The organism is Bartonella schoenbuchensis R1 (assembly GCF_002022685.1).
GTDB classification, from domain to species: domain Bacteria; phylum Pseudomonadota; class Alphaproteobacteria; order Rhizobiales; family Rhizobiaceae; genus Bartonella; species Bartonella schoenbuchensis.
This window is the reverse complement of record NZ_CP019789.1, coordinates 1023394-1044743: the sequence shown is the minus strand read 5'-3', so window position 1 is coordinate 1044743 and position 21350 is coordinate 1023394. Positions and strand designations below refer to the sequence as shown.

Here is a 21350-nt window from a genome sequence, read left to right as displayed (position 1 = left end):
TCGTGAAATTCAGTTGATTGTATTTATTTTCTAGATAAACCGTAATACCTACTACATTATCAGTATGTCGTACTCTGATCAAGTGCATACACATTTCTAAGCTATTAAGCAGCTACATTGCTCAATGTTGCACAAAAAAACAAATTGTACAAAAGAGAAAATTTTTTGCAATATAAGAGCAAAAAACATGCTAAATTATTTTTTGTCTTATTAATTTTAGGTCTATTTAGTCTCCTTTATTAGCATTATTGGGTGAGGGGAGGCTTTTATGGGATTATTCTTATGAGAGTTGGAAATATTATCTTATGCCATATTTAAAAAGGAATTACTCTTTTTACTTATTTTTAGGGCGGATATGTATTTATTCTTTAAAAAAAATTATATGTTTTTTTCTCAATCATCACGATTAGTGTTTTATTTAGCGCTTTTTCATGGGGAAATTTAGCATCTCCAACTATAGAAATTGGGCAATCAATAACTTCACAATTAGTTGAAGAAATTGTTCAGCAACAACAGCCAATTCTTGAGACTCTTAAGCAAGATATCGAGTCTTTACAAAAAAACTTTGAAAGTGAATCAGAAGATGAGCACATTTTAAAAGAATGGCGGTTGCAGGCACAAGATATAAGTAAGCGTGCTTTAGAAGCTGCATTTGTTTTACGCGCTCCTCTTAATAACATTAATATACTTCTTAGCCAGTCGGCTGAGCTGCAAGATGGTCAAACAGACTTAGAAAGCCAAAATAAGGAACGATCTGGTCTGATAGAGCAAAAGGCTAAAATTAATAGTATAGTATGTCAGTTTGAAGAGATATTTTTGACTGCAAATAAGATGACGGAACGTGCTATTTCTCAATCTCGAGCATTGTTTACGCGCACCCTTACGTACAAATTTGAATTTTCAATGTCAATGCTTGAAGATATTATTACAAAAACCAAAGAGGCTTCGTTTGATTTTATTTCGTTGTTTAACTCTTGGTGGAAATTTGTGTATCATTTCAAACCATTACAATTACTTTCTACCTTTTTATTCCACTGATTGTTGCTTTAGGTCTTTCTTATTTTTCGCACAAAAGTATTGCGCACGTAAGCTCCCGTGTTATCACAGGTAATGACGAAGTCCCTTATCTACAGCGTTTATTGGTTGCTTTTATTTCAATTCTTTTGCCTTCATTTGTATGTGTTTTTTGCATTTATTTGACATTTTTCCTATTGCACCATTTCAGTTTGACTTTGGAGAAGCTTACAGAAGTATTTCATACGATTGGGCACCAGATTATTATGGTCTTTTTGATAAATCGTATAGCAGTTTCTCTTTTATCACCAAAAATGGCACCTGTCCGCCTTTTGAATATTGCACCATCGTCAGCATATCAACTGATAATTTTGCTTACTTTGTTAGGTGGAGTTTTAGCACTTGATGCTGTTTTTGATAGTATTTATTGGGCGGTTTCAGCATCTCTTTCTTTAACAATTGCTAAAAGCTTTATTGCTGTTTTTCTTGTAGGAGTTTTGTTGTTTATCATTGCGTTTATACCTTTGCAGTTTAGGCGTAAGCGTTTTCAAAATGAAGAGATAAAACCACTACCTTGGCCACTTTATATACGTATTCCTCTCTTTGTATTGGGATTATTTCTTATTGTGATGGATTTTTTAGGTTATATTGGTTTGGCACGATTTGTCGTGCAGCTGATTGTGACCAGTAGTGCATTTTTAATTTTGATGTATTTGGGGATACAAAGTACACGTGCTATCGCATCTAAAGGGGAATTTATCAAAACAGGAATTGGTCACACTTTGATGAAATGGTTTCATTTCGAAGAAAAAACGATGGATCAATTAGGAGTTGTTATTAGTATTCTTCTTAATGTGGTTGTGTTTGTGCTTTGTACAGTACCAATTATTGGGAAGTTTGGATTTTCGTATTCTGAAATAGGGGCACTATTTTGGCAATTAATGACAGGTTTTCAGATTGGAAATATGTCTATTTCTTTGATTTCTATTGTCATGGGAATAGTTGTTTTCTTTGTTTGTTTGTTCATTATTCGTCTATTTATTTGTTGGCTAGACGGCACAGTAATGGAGCGCGGAGAATTCGATCTGGGTGTGCGTAATTCTATCAAAACGGTCATAAGCTATGGGGGTATCGCTTTGTCGGTCTTGTTAGGAGTGTCAACAGCAGGTTTTAATCTTAGTAGTTTGGCGCTCGTTGCTGGAGGGCTTTCACTTGGTATCGGTTTTGGTTTGCAAAATATTGTCCAAAATTTTGTATCTGGGCTTATTATTTTAATCGGGCGGCCATTTAAATTAGGTGATTATGTAGAATCAGGATCGGTTCGTGGTATTGTCAAACGTATTAGTGTGCGTGCAACTGAACTTGAGACATTTCAGCGCCAGACAATCATTATTCCTAACTCAAATCTCATCAATAACAACGTAAATAATTGGACGCGTCGCAGCAAAATGGGGCGAATTGATATACCTTTGACTGTTGCAACTAATGTTGATCCAGAATACGTCGTTCAAATATTGCTAGAAATTGCTTCTGCAACGGAGGGAGTTTTGAAAAACCCTGCGCCGCAGGTGAATTTTACTGGATTTGATAAACAAAACTTTTCATTTACCTTGGCTATTTACGTACCTAATATCACTTCTACTTCTAAGGTAAACAATGCTCTTCGCTTTATGCTTTATAAACGTTTTTTGAAGAAGGGATTTTAGAGTGCTAAAATATTTTTATATTTTTATTACGGTGACACTATTCAGTGTTTTTTCTATGAAAGTTTTTGCAGCAACTGTGAAAAATAATGGTTTAACAGTACAGTTGCTTATTATTGCTGAAGGAAGTGCACGTTCAAATATTTCACTAGATACTGGCCAAATGATTACAGTGTGTACAAAGGGCTGTTTTATTACTTTTTCCAATAAGGATAATTATGCAATAAAAGCAGACGATACTATAGAGATAGATGAAAGTAGAGTATTTTTTAAGTAAAATAGTTTGTGATTCTTTTATTATAAGGCTTTGTTGGAAGGGTTTTATAGTAAAGCTTTCTGATCTATTTGGTTATAGAATTGATGATATATTTGTAAAAATTTTGGTGCTTTTTCATACAAAAGATTGGGCAATCTTCAAGAAGATCAGAGAGAAAATAAGAAGAGGGCTGATACGCATTTATTATGCTTAATTCAGATATGTAAAATCAGTTGCTTAGAAAAGCTATATAGATCTTAAATTTCATTAACTACAAAAGATGTTCAAACTGTAGAACTTAAAATTGCTTTTAAAAAGTGTTTAGGGCAATTGCATCCAGTTCATAGTGGCAGCCCTAACTGTTTAGTGAAGCATTATTAGTAAATTGCCAAAAAAGCATGATAAAAAATGCTTTAACAGGACTCTTTATTTACAATTTTGATAATTACTGTACAGCGTTGATAACGCTATAATTCTTTATATAAGATGATTTAAAAGTGATTTTTCATCACTTCCAATAAAACTGGAATAGAAAAATATTTTATATAATTAATGGTGCGGACGGCGGGACTTGAACCCGCAAGGTCTTCGACCGGCAGATTTTAAGTCTGCTATGTTTACCTATTTCATCACGTCCGCGATAAGGGCTAAGGGCTTTCTCATAAGCTATATCTTTTATTTAATCAAGAATTAATAACAAAAGAATTTTCTTTCGTTCTGTGATAAATTTTTGACTGACAATAATTGTTTTTACAGTTAGAAGAAATCTATACACTATCAATAAATCAGGAAAATAAGTGGTGCTATGAGTGAATTTGTTCAAGATGTGACTAAAGCTATGGTAGCTTTACGTAATGTTTTTACTGAAACACCACTTCAACGCAATGATTTTCTTAGTCAAAAATATGATGCGGAAATTTATTTAAAGCGTGAGGATTTAACACCTGTACGGTCGTATAAAATTCGTGGTGCTTTCAATTTTGTTTCAGAGATGCTTGATAAGGTATCTCAAGATGCAGCATTTGTTTGTGCATCAGCAGGTAATCATGCACAAGGGGTTTCTTTTGTTTGTCGCTATTTTAAACGTAGAGGCATTATTTTTATGCCTGTGACAACACCACAGCAAAAAATTGATAAGACACGTATTTTCGGTAAGGAATTTATTGAAATCCGTTTGGTTGGTGATACATTTGACCAATGTTATGAGGCTGCGCAATCTTTTGTAGCTGAGGGGGGAGGTGTGATGGCACCACCTTTTGATGATATTCGCATTGTTACAGGGCAAGCAACAGTTTTATGTGAGGCTGCTTTACAATGGAAAAAACTTAATGGAGAAAGTGAGCCAGATTTAATTGTTGTACCTGTGGGCGGTGGTGGTCTGGCTAGTGGTGTGAGCAATTTTTTACATGAATATGGTTGGAAAACAAAGATCCGTTTTGTTGAACCGGAAGGGGCGGCGAGTTTACTTGCATGTTTAAAGAACAAAAAACGTGTCAAACTTGAAAATATTAATACATTTGTAGATGGTGCTGCTGTGGCTGAAATTGGCGCGTTAAATTATGCTATGTTGCAGCAATTTTCACCTGATTGTATTATTACAGTTCCTGAGAACAGAGTTTGTTCTACAATGGTTGAAATGCTCAATGTTGAAGGTGTGGTTCTTGAGCCAGCTGGTGCTTTGTCGATTGATGCTCTGAAAAGTATTTCTCGTCAGGAATTGAAAGGCAAAAAAATTCTTTTAATTATTTCAGGTGGTAATTTTGATTTTGAACGTTTGCCAGACATTAAAGAGCGCTCTTCGCGTTTTCAGGGATTAAAAAAATATTTTATTTTTGGTTTTCCACAACACCCTGGTGCTTTGCGTAGCTTCCTTGCTCAATTAACACCAGATGATGACATTGTGCGGTTTGAATATCTCAAAAAATCAGCTAGAAATTTTGGTTCTGTTTTGATTGCAATTGAAACAAAAAAGTATGATAATTTTTACGTCTTAGAGAAAAATTTTCAAGCGTTAGGTTGGCCTTATCGTGATATTACTAATGATCAGGTATTATTTGATTTTGTAATTTAAAAGTTTAAATTTTTTACTAGAGCGAAAGTTATAAAAATGAGATTTTTTCGTTATTTTACGCTGGGGGTATTTTTATTGTTAGGTACTGGCGGACAAAGTTTAGCAGCCAAACAAACAACAATACAAAAAACAGAGCTTTTAAACCTAGTTGTTGATATCAATAATGCTATAAAAGATAGAAATTTTGCAATTGTTTCTGCTCATATGCCTGACCGGCTTTATAAAGAAATGGCACATCGATTAAATACAACAGAAGATGATTTACGCAACAATTTACTTAAACAACTTCATACTCAGTTTGAAAATTTGCCTTCTGACGCTTATTATTTAGATGAGATAAAAATAGATTATCGGCAAACAGATAATGGTTCTTTTTACGCATTGATTCCAACTACGCTAAAAACAGAAGATCGCATTATTCATTATAAAACATTGGCGATTTTTGATAATAACAGGTGGTATTTAATTTATGGAGGGCAGAAAACAATACAAAATCCGGTTTTTCTTGAAATTTATCCTGATTTTGATGGAATCAATCTTCCAAAGGAAACGGTAATAAAAAGATAAATAATAAAGCTAATGTTTCTTCTGCTTATAATAACTGCTTTTAGAAAGTACTTGCTTTTTTATTTTAATCCAACAATAGTGTAACTTAAGACATTTAAGCTTGAATATTGGCGTTTTACAAAGTAATTTTACATTTTCTCTTTAAATTTGAAGATACTTATGAACTGCTCAAGTCGCTTATTTTTATTTAAGCGGTATTTTAAATGTTCAATGTCAGATCTCGATTATACGGGATTTTAAGATGATGTAATTGTGGCTTGTTAGCTGTTTGCAGTTCTTGAGCTAAAGAGAGATTTTGTTGTGAATATAAAAGAAAATGCCTTTATAAAATTAGGTATACCTACACTTTTAACTGAAAACCTATTTATTGCTGGTATAAACAAACCTAAGCCTATTCAAAAACAGGCTATTCCAGTCATGCTAAAAAAGCGCGATATTTTAGGTATTGCACAAACCGGTTCTGGAAAAACATTAGCATTTGGATTACCTGTTTTGAGCCAAATTTTAGCTTTAGGTGACAAAAGATATCCTAAAACTGCACGAGCTTTGATCTTAGTTCCAACTCGTGAACTTGCAGTTCAGATTGAAGAATCAATTCGTATGGTTGCAAAAGGGTCTCACCTTTCAACATGTTTAATTTTAGGGGGGTATCTCGATTTGCGCAAATCAAACGTATGAAAACAGGTGTGGATGTTTTAATTGCAACACCAGGGCGTTTAATGGACCTTGTCAGTGAAAAATGCATTGATCTTTCTCAGTCTCGTTTTTTGGTTTTAGATGAAGCTGATCGTATGTTAGATATGGGCTTTATTCGTGATGTACAACGCATTGCAAAACTTTTGCATGAGAAGCGTCAAACAGCACTTTTTTCAGCGACAATGCCACGGGAAATAGTTACACTTGCAAAGAATTTGCTTAATGAACCAGTAAAAATAGAAATTGTTCCTCAAGGAACTGTTGCTACGAAAATTACTCAAAAATTATATTGTGTTCCTACAAGTGAAAAAAAGAGCGTTTTGAATAAGTTTTTAACAGATCCGGCTTTAGCTTCGGTTATTATTTTTACGCGAACTAAACATGGTGCTGATGCTGTTGCACGCAGTTTGACGAAGGCGGGATATTCTGTTGCAGCAATTCATGGAAATAAATCGCATGCTGCACGACAGCGTGCCTTGAAAGCTTTTCGTGAAGGGTCGGTAGGGATTCTTGTTGCAACTGATATTGCTGCACGTGGTATTGATGTGCCTGGAGTCAGCCACGTTATTAATTATGATTTACCGGATGAAGCTGAAAATTATGTGCATCGTATTGGCCGTACGGGACGAAATGATACGTCTGGCAACGCTATTACACTTTTTGATGAAAAGGTAGAACAAGTACGTTTACGTGCTGTAGAACGTGTTATTCGAATGAAATTGACGCGCGAAGATATTCCACCACAAATTGCAGCACTTCCAGAGAAATCCCTTATACCAGAAAATGATAAGAAACATTGTTTTAAGAAATCTCAGTGTCAGAAGCAGGCTTTTGATCATATAGATCAAATTAAACAATCACATGTCAAAAATTCTTCATCTAAAAATAAAAGATGTAAGAAAGCAAAAACCACAACAAAACGTGCTAAATCATTTCGTTTTCGTAAGTCAATAAAGCAGGTGGCTTAAATAAAACATTTGGAAAAATAACAAAAATAACTAGGTTATATCAGAGGAAACCTGGCAAAATCCTTTTAAGCTGTAGCAACAGATTTGGTGGTTGTGTTTTTAATGTATTTGGTGCTTTTAAAGTGCTCTAACCATATATTGATTATCTGTTATAAGAAAATACAATGGAACACTTAAAAAAGCACACAAATAGCGCTATTCTAGCTGTAAGGTTGCGAAGTTGTAGTACGAAACAATATGTTTACGTAATGTATGAGATAGTTAGTGTATTTTTGAAGCAATTTAGAAATAAATCCAAAAGCGTATCGATTAATTTTAGTAATAATTAACCTGATAAAAAGGCTGGTTTTTCGTTATTTTTCAAACATGATGGATCTCATTTATTGTAAGTTATATAGCTCTAGTGGTTACGTACTAAAATACTAATCAACTCAATTACTTACAGTTCAATGATGAGCGCATGCTTTAATTCAAAAGCAAAATATTTTTAAACTGATTTTTCAGTATAGCTTAGATCATTTACTTTAATTTATGAGTATCATTTTCGTTTGTTTGGTAAAAAGCGATGAATTCAAAAAAGAATTTGAGTTCTGTAAGCTAATATAAAAAAGAAATGAAGCATTGTTAATAAATTTTGTTGCTAAAACTGTTTAGCCTTAGCCTAATATACATTTTTATCACTTTTAAATCGGGCAAAGGTTGAAAGAAAACTTTTTGCAAGAAGTTTGGATATTTCATCTTATAGAAGATATTAATCCGGATAAAAAATATTCAAAACAAAAAGCAAATAAAGGAATGCTTCAAAGAGTGTGAAAAACCAATTATTGTAACAATAAATGAAATATTTTTAATGAGTTAAAAAGCATCTTTAATTTAAAAGATGAATTATATTATGTTGTTTTAAAATTGAGAACCATAATGTTTCAATTATTTTTTATTTTCAATAAATTGCAGCTATCTTTTAATTAAAAGAATGAACTAAATTGGTTTATATTAAGCTGAACTTAAAAACTTTCTTAAAAAGCTTTGAAATTTACATAAATGCCATTACAAATTTGAGATGGAAGAAAATAACCCGAAAAAGAGAGGAAACTGCGAAAAGTAAGAACCCTGTTCAAAAATAACTTCACTTCTATTGCTTTTAAATACAGCTCATTACAAGCTTATTCTGCTGCTTTAGAGGTTACATTTTGTAATTAGAACACCATTTACAAAAGCATGAATCATGTAAATCTTTAAAAGATATTCATAGAATTCTGAGCAAAAATTAACAGAGCTTCTTAACCCAATTACATTTATAAAGATCAGAATTTATAAGACACACCAACACGGAAATCATTGGTTTTATAATCAATTTCAAATTTATCTTTAATAAATTTCTTTTTACCAAAATTTGAGAAACGATATTCTGCACGTAAAATAAGATCATTCATCATTGCAAAATCAATACCACCACCAAAAGTATAACCAATCATTGCTTTGGTTTCATCCACTATTTTATCTTTTTTTATTCCAGTTGAGACCAGAAGGATGTCTTGAAGCTGCGTATAAGCAACACCACCAGCAATATAAGGCATAATATGATCAACAGCAAAACCTACACGCATTCGTGTAGCACCAGCCCATTTTTGTTTTAAAGTATGGCTTACAGTTACAATAAATTTTTCTAATAATTCATCGCTTGACACTGCTTCTTGCAAATGGTGTTGCCTCTGTACGCCATGTCCCCCATCTTTCGTTTTATATCCACTATGTCTGATAACTTTTGTATCTTTTTTATCAGACCAAATTACATCTGTATCAACACCTAGAACAAGGCTATTATTAAGGTCAAAATTAGCCCCCGCGTAAAGACCACCCATAAAGCCCGAAAGTTTGGGTAACAAGTCTTTCTCAATCGATGATAATTTTGTAGAACCAACACCTTTTAAATTTAAATTTAGATCAGTCTTACTCGAAAAACCGCCAATTTGGCCACCGAAATAAAAACCTGTCCAAGAAAAAGAAGGAGCAACGACATTTGGTAGAACAACAGACATTGATTCTTGAGAAATTCTACCACTTTCTGCTTGTGCTACAGAAGATGCAACCAAAGTAAAAATAGATGCGGTGATTAAATATTTAGTATTCATATGTTGCTCCAAAGTTACACACTAAACTACATAATGATACATTTTTTTCCATAAAAAATCTGTAGTAAAAATGATACAAGTATAGGCAAAAATGAAGTTCCACACAAAAAGCAATAACCTCTTCTCATGCTTCAAAAATAAAACAAATATCAAACGTTTTGTATTTTTTTGTTTGCTCAAAATTTGTCTATTATATTACGTTAATATGATGAGCAAAACTCTATTGTAATATGTCTTTAAATTAAAACTTTTTCTTCCCTAAAATTTTTCTAATCTGTGCAAGAAAAATAGACATTTACTTTGATATTTCATTCAAAGGCATAATTATACATTAAACGTGAACTTGGATAGCATCAGTTCAGGCTTAACAAGAGGCATTTTAAAATTGATGCACATGGAAAACGTTTGTGTGGGTGGAAACAAATTCAGAAGAAAAACTGAAAAACAGACAGAACTTACAGAAGCAGAAAAAAAATGCTTCAAAAGTGATCATTACTCACCAAAGTATGAAAATCTATCAAAGTGTGAAAGCAAAGTGATGTCTCGTTTTATGAAGTAGATAGCATTTATCACTTTTTACTGATCCTTATTTTGCATGTTTTATGGATGCAATGTATAATTATAATATATTTCCACATTTAAAACAGTAGTTTTCAAGAAAATTAAGTATTTTTGTATTGAATTACTTTAAAATATACTAATAAAATACTCTTATTCTATAATAACAACCATAAAACATTGTTTTTTAAAGATACACTGAAGGGTATTATGATATTTATTTCATTTAAATTAGAAAATTTCAAAGGGATAGGCTAACCTGTGGAAATAGATCTCTCAGGGGGAGATAGACGTTTTCCTTTTATTCTGATGGGGAATAATGAATCAGGAAAAACAACAACTTTGCAGGGTGTTTACCTATTATCACAGTTATGTTTAGGGAAACAATTAACAGATGAAGAGCTTGCTTCTATACGTCCTAAAATAGGTTATTTTAATAAAGGTATTATCTTATCTGCCACAATTTTAGTAGATGAAGCGGAGATTGAAAAATTAGCTAAGCTTAACACACTGAAAAAAATCAAAGATGATTTCTCTGAAAATAACCAACTAAATTTATCTTTTGCATATTCATTTGTTAATAGTTTTTGCACAGAAAAGCGTGTAATGATCAACAATAAGGATTATGGAGATAAAACAGTAACAACTCTTTTAGATTATATACAGAACCATATTCCTGAAATCGTCTATTATGATGATTTTATGTTTGATGTGGCTAATAAAATTAGGTTTTTAAAAACTGCAGCTCAAGATTCAAATAAAGAATTAACACAGGACAGTTTGTTGAACGATAAAAAAAACCTTTTATGGCATAATATTTTTAATGATTTACTGATTGGTGCTCATAAACATCAAACTGGGGGGAAAACTGAATTGGATATTAATTTTCAACGTGATGTCGTTGATTGTGATGATGAAGACGTAGTTGATCAACGTCTATCTTCTATGAATAATTATCTTAATAGTGTTGTTACCAAAGATTGGGAAGACATTACAGGAGGAAAAACTGTATTTGATAGCTTTAGCATAAAAACAGTAACAGGATCAAATCCCAATTTTCTAGATTATTGTTTAAAGGTCAAAGCTAACGGTCGCACTTTTTCTTTACATGAAAGAAGTAAAGGGTGCCGTTGGTTCTTTTGTTTTAAAGTGCTTACAGATATTCGTACCAATAGGAGCAAAAATGGAACAATTTTCTTGTTGGATGAACCTGCAAGTAATCTACATATCCATCCCCAAGAAAAAATATTACAATCTTTGCAGAAATTATCAGGGTCTGACAACAATAGCGTGATTTATTCTACTCATTCTCCTTATTTGATTGAGGAGACTAAAGTGGATAATTTATTTATTGTTCGCAATGAAGCGTCTGATTGCGATCATCCTAAAATTCTATGCAGCAAAATTTCTCAATTGGATAACAGCAGCGACGAAGTGTCGAGATCAGTTGAGCCTTTTTTACAGAAACTTGTGATGAATTGCGTTAAACATCTTGGTAATAACCGGAAAGAAAGATTTTCACGACTTTATAATTTTATTAAAGAGACTGGTCCTCTTGCTGATTCTATCGAAAAAGCCATTAATTTAATACAGAAAATTCTCTGACAAGCTATATTAGAAAATCTTATTTCCTAGCCTTATTGTTTTGTCTCTAACTTCAATAAATATCAATAAAATCAATAGGTTATAGAGGAAAAATAAATGGCTCCCCGGGCCGGATTCGAACCAGCGACCAACCGGTTAACAGCCGGTTGCTCTACCACTGAGCTACCGAGGAATAACACCAATTTATTTTAGTGCAAGGGCTATAGCAAAGCAATATTCATTTGCAAAGGGTAAAATTACTTTTTTTTAAAAAAATCAAAAATTGTATAAAAAGAATAAAAAGGATCCAAGAAAGATTACTGTATCTTGACGGATGCATTGCCTTCCCTTATTGACAATTTTGATATTTATTGACGAGGCCTCGTGGCGGAATGGTTACGCAGAGGACTGCAAATCCTTGTATCCCGGTTCGATTCCGGGCGAGGCCTCCACTTAATTTTGATTAAAATAATTTTTATTGAATAGTATTCTTAATTTTTTGAGTGAAGTTACCTTTATATGGAAAATTAGCGCAATTAGAATCTTATTATTGACTGTAACATGCTTTTTTGTCACATTCACAATAAAGGACATTTATTACCGCCATTTTGATTGTGGTTTTTGTTATGCATTAGGAGAAAAAACTGGTTATGGTTGCAGATTTTGCAGAACTTCGCCGCAAAATGGTTGACAATCAAATTCGTACAGTAGATGTAACGGATTTATCGATTCTTGAGGCATTTTTAACGGTGCCGCGTGAAGATTTCGTGTCAGAAGACGTTAAAGATTTAAGTTATCTTGATGGAGATATCGTTGTTTTTCCAGCGCAAGATGATTTGCGTGCATGCTATTTGATGAAGCCTGCCTCTTTAGCAAAATTGCTACAACTTGCAGCTATAAAGCCATCAGATAGCGTGCTAAATATTGGTGCAAATAGTGGTTATTGTGCAGCATTATTTTCAAAGATTGCTGGGTCTGTTGTTGCGTTGGAAAGTAATAAAACGCTTGTAGAACAAGCAGATAAACTTTTAAAATATCATCAGTGTGATAATGTGGTTGTTGTCCATGGACCGTTAGAACAAGGTTATGCTGCTAAGGGGCCTTATGATGTGATTTTTATCGAAGGTGCTGTTGATTTTATTCCTGATGGTATCTTTGATCAAATGAAAGAAGGTGGGCGTCTTGTTGTGGTTGAAGGGCATGGTGGCGCGGGTGTTGCACAAATTTACATAAAAGAAGACAAGGTTATTTCAGTTCGTCGTAGTTTTAACCTTGCTGTCAAACCCCTTCCTGGTTTTTTAAAGACATTCGATTTTATGTTTTAATATTTAATTTCATCCATGAATATGCAAAGAGTTATGTGGTAAGTTTAGGATTTATAGTGTGCTTAAAATAAATAAAAAACTTCAGGCATGTTTGTTGCTAGTACTGGATGTTTTTATATCAGGATCTGCTCATGCTGGTACGTTGAAAGATGCTTTAGCTGAAGCTTATGTGTATAATGCCAAGTTAAATAGCGAACGTGCTGGTGTACGTATATCAGATGATGATATGGTCATTGCACGCTCAAATTTTTTACCACAAATTGAAGGGATTGGGACCTATGTCCGGAATAAGCTTGTAATGGGTTCTCATAATGTTTCTGGATCTGTAGGAATAAGGTTAAGTCAAAGATTATTTGACGGTTTTGTGACACAAAATACATTTTTTTCAGCTCAAGTTAAAACAAAAGCGCAACGTGAATATCTTCGCAATGCTGAACAAAATATGTTTTTGGATGCTGTAACAGCATATGCTAATGTGTATAAAGCACGTCGTATTGCTGATCTTCGTCGAGAAAATTTGGCTGCTCTTGAAGAACAAGTTCGTTCAAATGAAGCAAGGTTAAATGTAGGGGAAGGGGCTCATGTAGATTTTGCTCAAGCACAGGCAGCGCGTTCTGTAGCTGTTTCTGAATTTAGTCTCGCTCGTGCTGATGTGAAGGCAATGGAAGCCATTTATCGTCAAATCATTGGTTCAGATCCTACACAGTTAGAACGCCCACCAGTGGCGACAGAGCTTCCGGAGAATCTTGATGTTGGTTATCGAGTTGGTGATATCATGCATCCAGCGATTCTTTATGCAAGATATTTGACTGATGCCAGTTCTTATAATGTAAAAGCAAAAGAGGGGGCTTTGCTTCCTAAAGTAGATTTTTCCACAACAGTATCTTATAATCGAATTTATAGTGGCCCTGGTGAGAATGGGGTTTCTCAATCGGTCGGGGTTTCATTGAGTGTTCCAATTTTTGAAGGTGGACGTACATCTGCGCAGGTTCGTCAATCAAAAGAGCAGTTTGAACAGGCTCGTCTCCAACTTACTGTAGCTCAAAATGGTGTAAGACAAGCATTAACTGCTGCCTGGTTTCAATTAGAGGGTGCGCGTGCGTCTGTTATTGCTTATCGTGAGAGTGTTCGTGCTGCTGAAATTGCTCTTAAAGGTCGTATTCAAGAAAACCGAGTGGGGCAAGCAACTACATTAGATGTTTTGAACTCTCGAACTCAGTTGATTAATGCTCAAATTGCACTGGCAATTGCAGAACGGGATGTTGTGGTTGCAAGCTATAGTGTTCAATCTTCTATTGGAAAATTGACTGCAAATTATTTAGGTTTGAGGACGGTTAAATATACTCGCTGAAACTATAAGCTATGTGTGTATAGTGATTAGCATTTAGGGGGTAAACAAATCAAAATGCTAATCATATTGAAAAATATATTGTTTACATGTAGTTTCTTTTAAGTGGGGAAATTCACTTAACTAAGGAAAGAAAGTTGTGTGTGGCATCATATTTCGTATGGCAATCTTATAATTCTTTTATTACACTGATGCATTGTTTTGCGTTTTTAAGAGGTTTTTAATATGGTACAGAGTTCAAATGCGTTACGTGAGCCAAGTATGGATGAGATTTTAACATCTATTCGTGAAATCATTGAAGAGAATGCAGTTCAGGCTGATCATTTTGTAAATGAGACCCTTGCTGATGCTTCTTCTGAAAAACACTCAGAGGTATCTTCAGAAGATGTTTGTGAAACCACTTTGTCAGTTGATGATGCAATGAAAGCTTTGGCTGACCGTATTGGCTTTTCCTCTGATAACCAAGATTTTTCTCTGTCTCAAGTGCAAGATAACACAAATGTAGAGGATAATACAGTTAGTATGAGTGTACAAGCAACGAAACTTTCTTCCGAAGAACAGGCTTCTGTTCATAAAACAAAACAGTATAATACTAAGGCATTTGTATCGCAGCAAGAAAATACAGTTTCTGATTGTATAGAACTATCTCCATATTTTATCTCTTCTGCAGAGAGAATGGCAGAGGATATTTTACGCCCGGCTATAGCGGAGTGGTTACAGCGTCAATTGCCTGTTTTTGTTGAAAAGATTTTGCGTGAAGAAATCGTCAAGACAATTAAGAAATTACCTTAAGTGTTTGTTTGTTACTTTTAGTCATTTGGTATTTTCCTTTTATTGTAAAAATTGGTTTGTAATTTTATAAGGCCATTTTAAGTGGGTGACGTTTGCGAATAATGTTTGCTGGGTATTAGGTGTAAGTTACGTTTTTTAGTGGTGTTATGAGTAAGTGGGTAAAAGAATGATAGAAAAAACTATGATGCCGCTTCCATAGAGCCACAGATCGCAAAAGAGTGGGAGGCTCATGGTGTTTTTAAGGCGGGGGCTGGTTCAAAACCAGGTTCAGAGCCTTTTTGCGTTATGCTTCCCCCACCGAATGTAACGGGCTCACTTCATATGGGTCACGCTTTAAATACGACAATCCAAGACATTATGGTACGTTTTCAGCGAATGAGGGGTAAAAACGTATTATGGCAACCTGGTTTGGATCATGCAGGGATTGCCACGCAAATGGTTGTTGAACGCCAATTGGCAGAACATCAAGAACCAACACGTCAAGAAATGGGTAGAGAAAAATTTGTCGAACGTGTTTGGAAATGGCGTCGTGAGACGGGGGGCATCATTGTTAATCAACTACGGCGTCTTGGTGTTTCATGTGATTGGTCGCGTGAACGATTTACAATGGATGAGGGGCTGTCTCAAGCTGTTTGTGAAGTGTTTGTTACACTTTATAAGCAAGGGTTGATTTATAAAGACAAGCGTTTGGTTAATTGGGATCCCAAGTTATTAACGGCTATTTCAGATCTTGAAGTGGATTCGAAAGAAGTAAAAGGTCATTTGTGGCATTTTAGATATCCGCTTGAAGGTAAAGTTTTTGATCCAAATGATTCAACAACTTTTATAACAGTTGCGACAACGCGGCCTGAAACAATGCTTGGTGACACAGGCATTGCGGTTAATCCTGAAGATGATCGTTATAAAAATCTTATAGGTCAAAATGCTATATTACCACTTGTTGGTCGCAAGTTATTAATTGTTGGTGATTCTTATGCTGATCCTGAAGAGGGAAGTGGTGCTGTAAAAATTACACCAGCGCATGACTTTAATGATTTTGAAGTAGGGCAGAGAAATGGCTTGCGCTTAATCAATATTTTAACGCAAAAGGCTGAAGTTTTTTTGCGTGATAATGAAGCGTTTTTTGATGGTTTAGTCTTATCGGACGAATTGAAAGCATTGGTGGAGGATTTGGATCGGTGTGATCGTTTTGTTGCGCGAAATCGGATCATATCTTTAATGAAGGAACGGGGTTATTTTGTAAGTGTTGATGATCATCTGCACACCGTTCCTCATGGTGATAGGAGTGGAGTGCCTATTGAACCATTTTTAACTGATCAATGGTACGTTAATGCTGCAGAATTAGCAAAACCGGCAGTAGAGGCTGTTCGTCAAGGCAAAACACAATTTGTTCCAGCCAGTTGGGAAAAAACCTATTTCAATTGGATGGAGAATATTCAACCTTGGTGTATTTCTCGCCAATTATGGTGGGGACATCAGATTCCAGCTTGGTATGGCCCTGATGGTGTGATTTTTGTTGAAAAAAGTGAAGAAGAAGCTTTAGTTTCAGCTTTATCTCATTATGGTAAAGAGGTTCAGCTAACGCGTGATCAGGATGTCTTAGACACCTGGTTTTCATCAGCTCTGTGGCCTTTTTCGACGCTAGGTTGGCCAGAAAAGACGACAGAATTAAAAACGTTTTATCCAACATCTCTATCGGTTACTGGGTTTGATATTATTTTTTTCTGGGTTGCCCGTATGATGATGATGGGTATTCACTTTATAGGTGAGGTACCTTTTCCAACTGTTTATGTACATGCTCTCGTACGGGACCATACGGGTGCAAAGATGTCAAAGTCGAAGGGAAACGTTATTGATCCACTAGAACTTATTGATCAATATAGTGCAGATGCATTACGTTTCACTTTAGCTATTATGGCAGCGCAGGGGCGTGATGTAAAACTTGATCCTTCGCGCGTTGCAGGTTATCGCAATTTTGCTACAAAATTATGGAATGCCACTCGATTTGCAGAAATGAATGGGGTTAGGCATGGTTTGCCTTTTAAGCCGGAAGAAGCAAAACTTACTTTTAATCGTTGGATTGTAACAGAATTATCCAAAACTGTTTCGGCAGTGACTGCTGGTATTGAGAGCTATAAATTTAATGAGGCTGCTAGCGCACTTTATCGATTTGTTTGGAATACATTATGCGATTGGTATCTTGAATTTCTTAAACCTGTATTTCAAGGTTCAGACGAAGATTCCAAAAAAGAAGCGCAAGCATGTACTGCTTGGGTTCTTGATGAAGTTTATAAACTACTGCATCCTTTTATGCCTCATATGACGGAAAAATTGTGGTCTCTCACAACAATGTCGGGCACAAAACGTGAAAATATGTTGGCATTGACGCAATGGCCACAGATAACATTTGTAAATGAAGAAGCTGCAATCGATGTTAATTGGCTCATTGATGTTATTAGTGAAATTCGTTCTGTGCGCTCTGAAATGAATGTTCCAGCGGCTGCACAAGCACCTCTTATTATTATAGAGGGGGAGGGGACAATACAAGAACGTGTGCAGCGTTATGATACTATTCTTAAAAGATTAGCACGTGTTGAGACGATTTGTTTCTCTGATAAAATTCCATCTGGATCTGCGCAAATTGTTTTAGGAGAGGTGACTTTTTGTTTATCGCTGGAGCAGTTAATTGATTTAAATGCTGAACGTGCCCGTTTGATGAAAGATATTAATAAAATTGAACAAGATATTGAAAAAATATCAGTTAGGTTAAATAACCCAAAGTTTATAGAGAATGCAAAACCAGAAGTTGTTGAAATTGAACGTAAAAGAATCATAGAACTGCGTGCTGCAAAGAACAAAACATCGCTTGCTTTAGAGCGCTTGGTTTAATTAAAATTTTTCATTTTTATGAAAGTCAAAAATTATTTAAATGTGATACATTTAATATTTTTTTCATTACGTGTTTTTAAAATTGAAATTATATAATACTTTATTTTTATTTTAAAAAGGTAATGCATTTTAAATACATGTTTTTTTAAGACTTGTAGTGGCACCGATGGCGTAATGAGATTGGATAACTTTTAATGATAAATAGCTTTAAAATGTTCAAAATAGCTACGATGGCTATTACTTTAGGGGTGCTTTCTACTGCTTGTGCAGCGGATGTAAGCGTTTCCCAGAAAGTAACTAACCGTTCATCTGATTTTTTTAAGCGTGGTATGTCTGCTTATAAAAATGGACAAACAGATCAAGCTATTTCAGCTTTACATTATGCCGCTAATATGGGCCACATTGGTGCAAATTGGAAACTTGGTTATATTTATGCAAATGGCGATGGTGTGCCTGAAAATGATTATAAGGCATATAATTTTTTTGCATATATCGTTGAAAAAGGTGCTGATCCTGGCTCGGAAAATGAAAGTTATGTTTCTGATGCATTAGTTAAGCTTGCGGGATATCTTAGAAAAGGTATTCCTGATTCGCCTGTAAAAGCTGATCCTTCTTATGCAGTTGATCTTTATACGCAGGCTGCAACGAATTATAGAAATCCTCAAGCTCAATATTATCTAGGTAGCATGCTTTTAAAAGGTGAGGGTGGGGAAAAAAATCCTGTACAAGCAGCTCGATGGTTTCAGCTTTCAGCTAAGAAAGGAAATTCTTCTGCTCAGGCTATGCTCGGAAATATGTTGTTTCAAGCAGGGGAAACAGTTCGTGGTGTAGCAATGTTAACTGCAGCTTATGAAAAGGCTAACACAAAAGACAAAAGTTGGATTCGTCCTATGCAAGAACGAGCTTTTGCTATTTGTGATGAATTTGAACGGCGTACAGCGATGTCGTTAGCTATTGATATTCTTGAAAAAGATAATTCTTAAGTAATTTTATTTGCGATAATATACCTCTAATGTCTATACATAAAATTTTGGTTTTATGTATAGACTCACAATAAAATGACTTAGATACACAATGTAACAGTTAATGATTGAGAATTTTTGATAAAAATTCTTGTGCACGTGGTGTTCTAGCTTGTGGATCAGAGAAAAATTCTTCTGAAGAACAATCTTCAAAAATTGTTCCTTGATCCATGAAAATTACGCGCTTTGATACTTTTTGCGCAAAACTCATTTCATGGGTTACGCAAATCATTGTCATACCTTCTTCTGCTAAGTTGATCATAACGTCTAACACTTCGCCTACCATTTCGGGATCCAAGGCAGAGGTTGGTTCATCAAAAAGCATAACAAGTGGGTCCATAGTTAAAGCTCGTGCAATAGCAACACGTTGCTGTTGGCCTCCTGAAAGCTGACCGGGGTACTTATTTTTATGTTCGATAAGTCCAACACGTTCAAGATACAATAAACCACGCTCAAGTGCTTCTTTTTTACTGCGTTTTAGAACTTTAATTTGCGCAATTGTTAAGTTTTCCGTGACAGACAAATGTGGGAAAAGCTCAAAATGTTGAAATACCATTCCCACATGGCTGCGCAATTTAGGTAAATCTGTTTTTTTTGAGTGTACTGGTACACCATTAATCCAAATTTCGCCTTTTTGAAAAGGTACTAAGGCATTGATGGTTTTAATGAAGGTTGATTTCCCTGAACCTGATGGTCCACAAACTACCACAACCTCCCCTTTATTAATATTGGTTGTGCAATTTTTAAGAATATTAACTTCGCCGTACCAATTGGAAACGTTTTTCATTTCGATCATATGAGTAGACATTTTTTTTCCTTATTAGCGAATGATGGATATTTTTTTCTGGAGGTATAAGACTACCTGCGACAATGTAAAACAGATAGCAAAATAGAAAATGGCTGCTAAAATGTAAGCTTCTTGTTTTACGCCAAAATTGTTAGAAACAATATCAAAACCGTTTAAAAGACTGTTACCACTAATTGCATAAACAAGTGTTGTGTCTTGAAACAGAATAATAACCTGTGTCAAAAAAACAGGAAGCATGTTTCTGAAGGCTTGGGGAAGAAGTACAATATACATGTTTTGCCAATACGTCATTCCAAGAGCTTGTCCTGCATATTTTTGCCCTTGCGGTATTGAAGAAAGGCCAGCGCGCATAATTTCAGCAAAATAAGCAGCTTCAAATGCAGTAAAAGTAATTAATGCTGATTTATTTGCGCCGATTGACGTTCCCGTTAGGAAAGGTAAGAGCACAAAAAACCACAAGATAACCATAACAAGTGGTATTGAGCGCATGGCAGTTATATAAATTACGGCAAGCGAGGAAAAAAGTTTAATAGAAGAAAGCCGCATCATTGCTAACAATATGCCGAAGATAAGCCCAAATATCGTTGCAAAAAGTGTTAGAAAAACACTAAAGAGCAGACCTGGCAGAATATAAGAAAGGAATATATCAAAAGTAAAAAATGAAAAATCAAAGTCTGAAAAATTGAAAGAAAGATAAGGCCAAAAATAAGAATTCATAAAATCTTTCATATTCAACGCCCCCCCGTTTGAAGATTAGGAATTTTAAGCATTTTCTCAATGATTGTCATCATAATAAAAATGAATAAAGCTATAACAATATAAAGAATAGTAACAATCAAATAGTTTTCATAGACATGACTTACTTCTTCAATTGTTTGGTATTGGAACTGCATTAGTTCATTAATAGAAACGGCAAATGCTATAGATGAATTTTTTACAATCCCCATTGCCTCTGAAGTTAATGGTGGCAAGATTGTACGAATAGCACGTGGCAATATGATATAACGATAACTTTGACCAGTAGTAAATCCCATTGCCATGGCTGCATAACGCTGCCCAGAAGAAATAGATTCAATACCTGAACGAACTTGCTCTGCAACACGTGCAGATGTGAAGAACCCCAAAGCGCAGGTTATTAATACAATAGGTGAAAAATTTATTGCTGGTGGATAAATTTTAGGGACAACGAAATACCACAAAAACACTTGTACAAGCAGAGGGATATTGCGCATAATTTCTACCCAAACACGACCAATAGCACGAAGTACGCGGTTGATGATGGAAGTGTGGGGTAGAGTGCGTATCGTCCCTATAATGACACCGACAAATACAGCTAATATTAATGAAGAGACAGATAATATAGCGGTATTTTTAAAGCCATCGAGCAGTGTGTCCAAGTAGGTATGAGTTATACCAGGAGTTCCAAGGCACCCAATCACTGGTGTTTGATTAAGATCATCTATACAAAGGAAAGAAAAGTCCATTAGTCAACATTTCCTAAAGTTGTCCATCCCTTAGTAGGGTGGATAAATCAGCTGCATTACACATGCTAAATTTATTGAAAAGTTAAAAAAGTACAACCACACTCGATTTTTAGAGAGTGTGGTTGCTCTTTAT

The 21350-nt window shown here is 34.8% G+C and carries 12 protein-coding genes, 3 tRNA genes and 3 pseudogenes; 12 read left to right on the top strand and 6 right to left on the bottom strand.

Features of this window, described 5'->3' with window-relative positions; translation table 11 throughout:
* Positions 1-355 precede the first annotated feature (355 nt).
* Together BscR1v2_RS04590 and BscR1v2_RS04585 are read left to right on the top strand one after the other, a co-directional pair.
* Positions 356-2728: pseudogene (locus tag BscR1v2_RS04590) on the top strand (mechanosensitive ion channel family protein).
* Positions 2722-2994, top strand: coding sequence for a hypothetical protein (locus BscR1v2_RS04585; RefSeq protein WP_078689909.1), 273 nt, complete (start codon positions 2722-2724; stop codon positions 2992-2994). Before BscR1v2_RS04590 ends, BscR1v2_RS04585 begins: the two are co-directional and overlap by 7 nt.
* Before the next feature lie 532 nt (positions 2995-3526).
* Here the strand turns inward: BscR1v2_RS04585 and BscR1v2_RS04575 are convergent.
* Positions 3527-3612, bottom strand: a tRNA-Leu gene (locus BscR1v2_RS04575).
* 166 nt (positions 3613-3778) lie between these two features.
* On the opposite strand from BscR1v2_RS04575, the gene ilvA reads away from it, so the two are divergent.
* From ilvA to BscR1v2_RS04560, 3 genes and pseudogenes are all read left to right on the top strand, one after another.
* Positions 3779-5044 (top strand): threonine ammonia-lyase IlvA, encoded by a 1266-nt coding sequence (ilvA, locus tag BscR1v2_RS04570; protein ID WP_078689907.1) that lies wholly within the window; start codon positions 3779-3781, stop codon positions 5042-5044.
* A 36-nt stretch (positions 5045-5080) separates the two neighbouring features.
* Positions 5081-5611, top strand: coding sequence for a hypothetical protein (locus tag BscR1v2_RS04565; RefSeq protein ID WP_078689906.1), 531 nt, complete (start codon positions 5081-5083; stop codon positions 5609-5611).
* A gap of 300 nt (positions 5612-5911) precedes the next feature.
* Positions 5912-7275, top strand: a pseudogene (locus BscR1v2_RS04560) (DEAD/DEAH box helicase).
* Positions 7276-8579: 1304 nt separating this feature from the next.
* On the opposite strand, the gene BscR1v2_RS04555 reads toward BscR1v2_RS04560, so the two are convergent.
* The gene (locus BscR1v2_RS04555) at positions 8580-9407 is read right to left on the bottom strand and encodes an outer membrane protein (protein ID WP_078689905.1); all 828 of its coding nucleotides are present in this window, start codon (positions 9405-9407) and stop codon (positions 8580-8582) included.
* Between the two features lie 819 nt (positions 9408-10226).
* Here BscR1v2_RS04555 and BscR1v2_RS04550 point away from each other — a divergent pair.
* Positions 10227-11570 carry an AAA family ATPase gene (locus tag BscR1v2_RS04550; RefSeq protein ID WP_236828979.1) on the top strand — a complete coding sequence of 448 codons (1344 nt, stop codon included), beginning with the start codon at positions 10227-10229 and terminating at the stop codon, positions 11568-11570.
* A gap of 97 nt (positions 11571-11667) precedes the next feature.
* On the opposite strand, the gene BscR1v2_RS04545 is transcribed toward BscR1v2_RS04550, so the two are convergent.
* Positions 11668-11742 (bottom strand) — tRNA-Asn (locus tag BscR1v2_RS04545).
* 185 nt (positions 11743-11927) lie between these two features.
* Here BscR1v2_RS04545 and BscR1v2_RS04540 point away from each other — a divergent pair.
* From BscR1v2_RS04540 to BscR1v2_RS04515, 6 genes and pseudogenes are all read left to right on the top strand, one after another.
* Positions 11928-12001: transfer RNA gene (locus BscR1v2_RS04540), tRNA-Cys, on the top strand.
* A gap of 198 nt (positions 12002-12199) precedes the next feature.
* Positions 12200-12874 carry a protein-L-isoaspartate O-methyltransferase family protein gene (locus BscR1v2_RS04535; protein WP_078689904.1) on the top strand — a complete coding sequence of 225 codons (675 nt, stop codon included), beginning with the start codon at positions 12200-12202 and terminating at the stop codon, positions 12872-12874.
* Between the two features lie 58 nt (positions 12875-12932).
* Entirely contained in the window at positions 12933-14225 is a 1293-nt protein-coding gene (locus BscR1v2_RS04530; protein ID WP_194284939.1) for a TolC family outer membrane protein, read from the top strand.
* A 222-nt stretch (positions 14226-14447) separates the two neighbouring features.
* On the top strand, positions 14448-15014 hold the full coding sequence (locus tag BscR1v2_RS04525; protein ID WP_078689902.1) for a DUF2497 domain-containing protein: 567 nt from the start codon (positions 14448-14450) through the stop codon (positions 15012-15014).
* Between the two features lie 174 nt (positions 15015-15188).
* A pseudogene (locus BscR1v2_RS04520) lies at positions 15189-17903 on the top strand (valine--tRNA ligase); the annotation flags it as partial.
* A gap of 194 nt (positions 17904-18097) precedes the next feature.
* Complete coding sequence (locus tag BscR1v2_RS04515) at positions 18098-18886, top strand: tetratricopeptide repeat protein (protein ID WP_078689900.1); 789 nt, start codon at positions 18098-18100, stop codon at positions 18884-18886.
* Positions 18887-18986: 100 nt separating this feature from the next.
* Here the strand turns inward: BscR1v2_RS04515 and BscR1v2_RS04510 are convergent, their stop codons facing one another.
* From BscR1v2_RS04510 to BscR1v2_RS04500, 3 genes are read right to left on the bottom strand one after another with little or no spacing between them, the layout of a single operon-like run.
* Entirely contained in the window at positions 18987-19733 is a 747-nt protein-coding gene (locus tag BscR1v2_RS04510; RefSeq protein ID WP_078689899.1) for an amino acid ABC transporter ATP-binding protein, read from the bottom strand.
* Between the two features lie 12 nt (positions 19734-19745).
* Positions 19746-20462, bottom strand: coding sequence for an amino acid ABC transporter permease (locus tag BscR1v2_RS04505; protein WP_078689898.1), 717 nt, complete (start codon positions 20460-20462; stop codon positions 19746-19748).
* 2 nt (positions 20463-20464) lie between these two features.
* Complete coding sequence (locus tag BscR1v2_RS04500) at positions 20465-21217, bottom strand: amino acid ABC transporter permease (protein ID WP_010703888.1); 753 nt, start codon at positions 21215-21217, stop codon at positions 20465-20467.
* Positions 21218-21350: the final 133 nt, after the last annotated feature.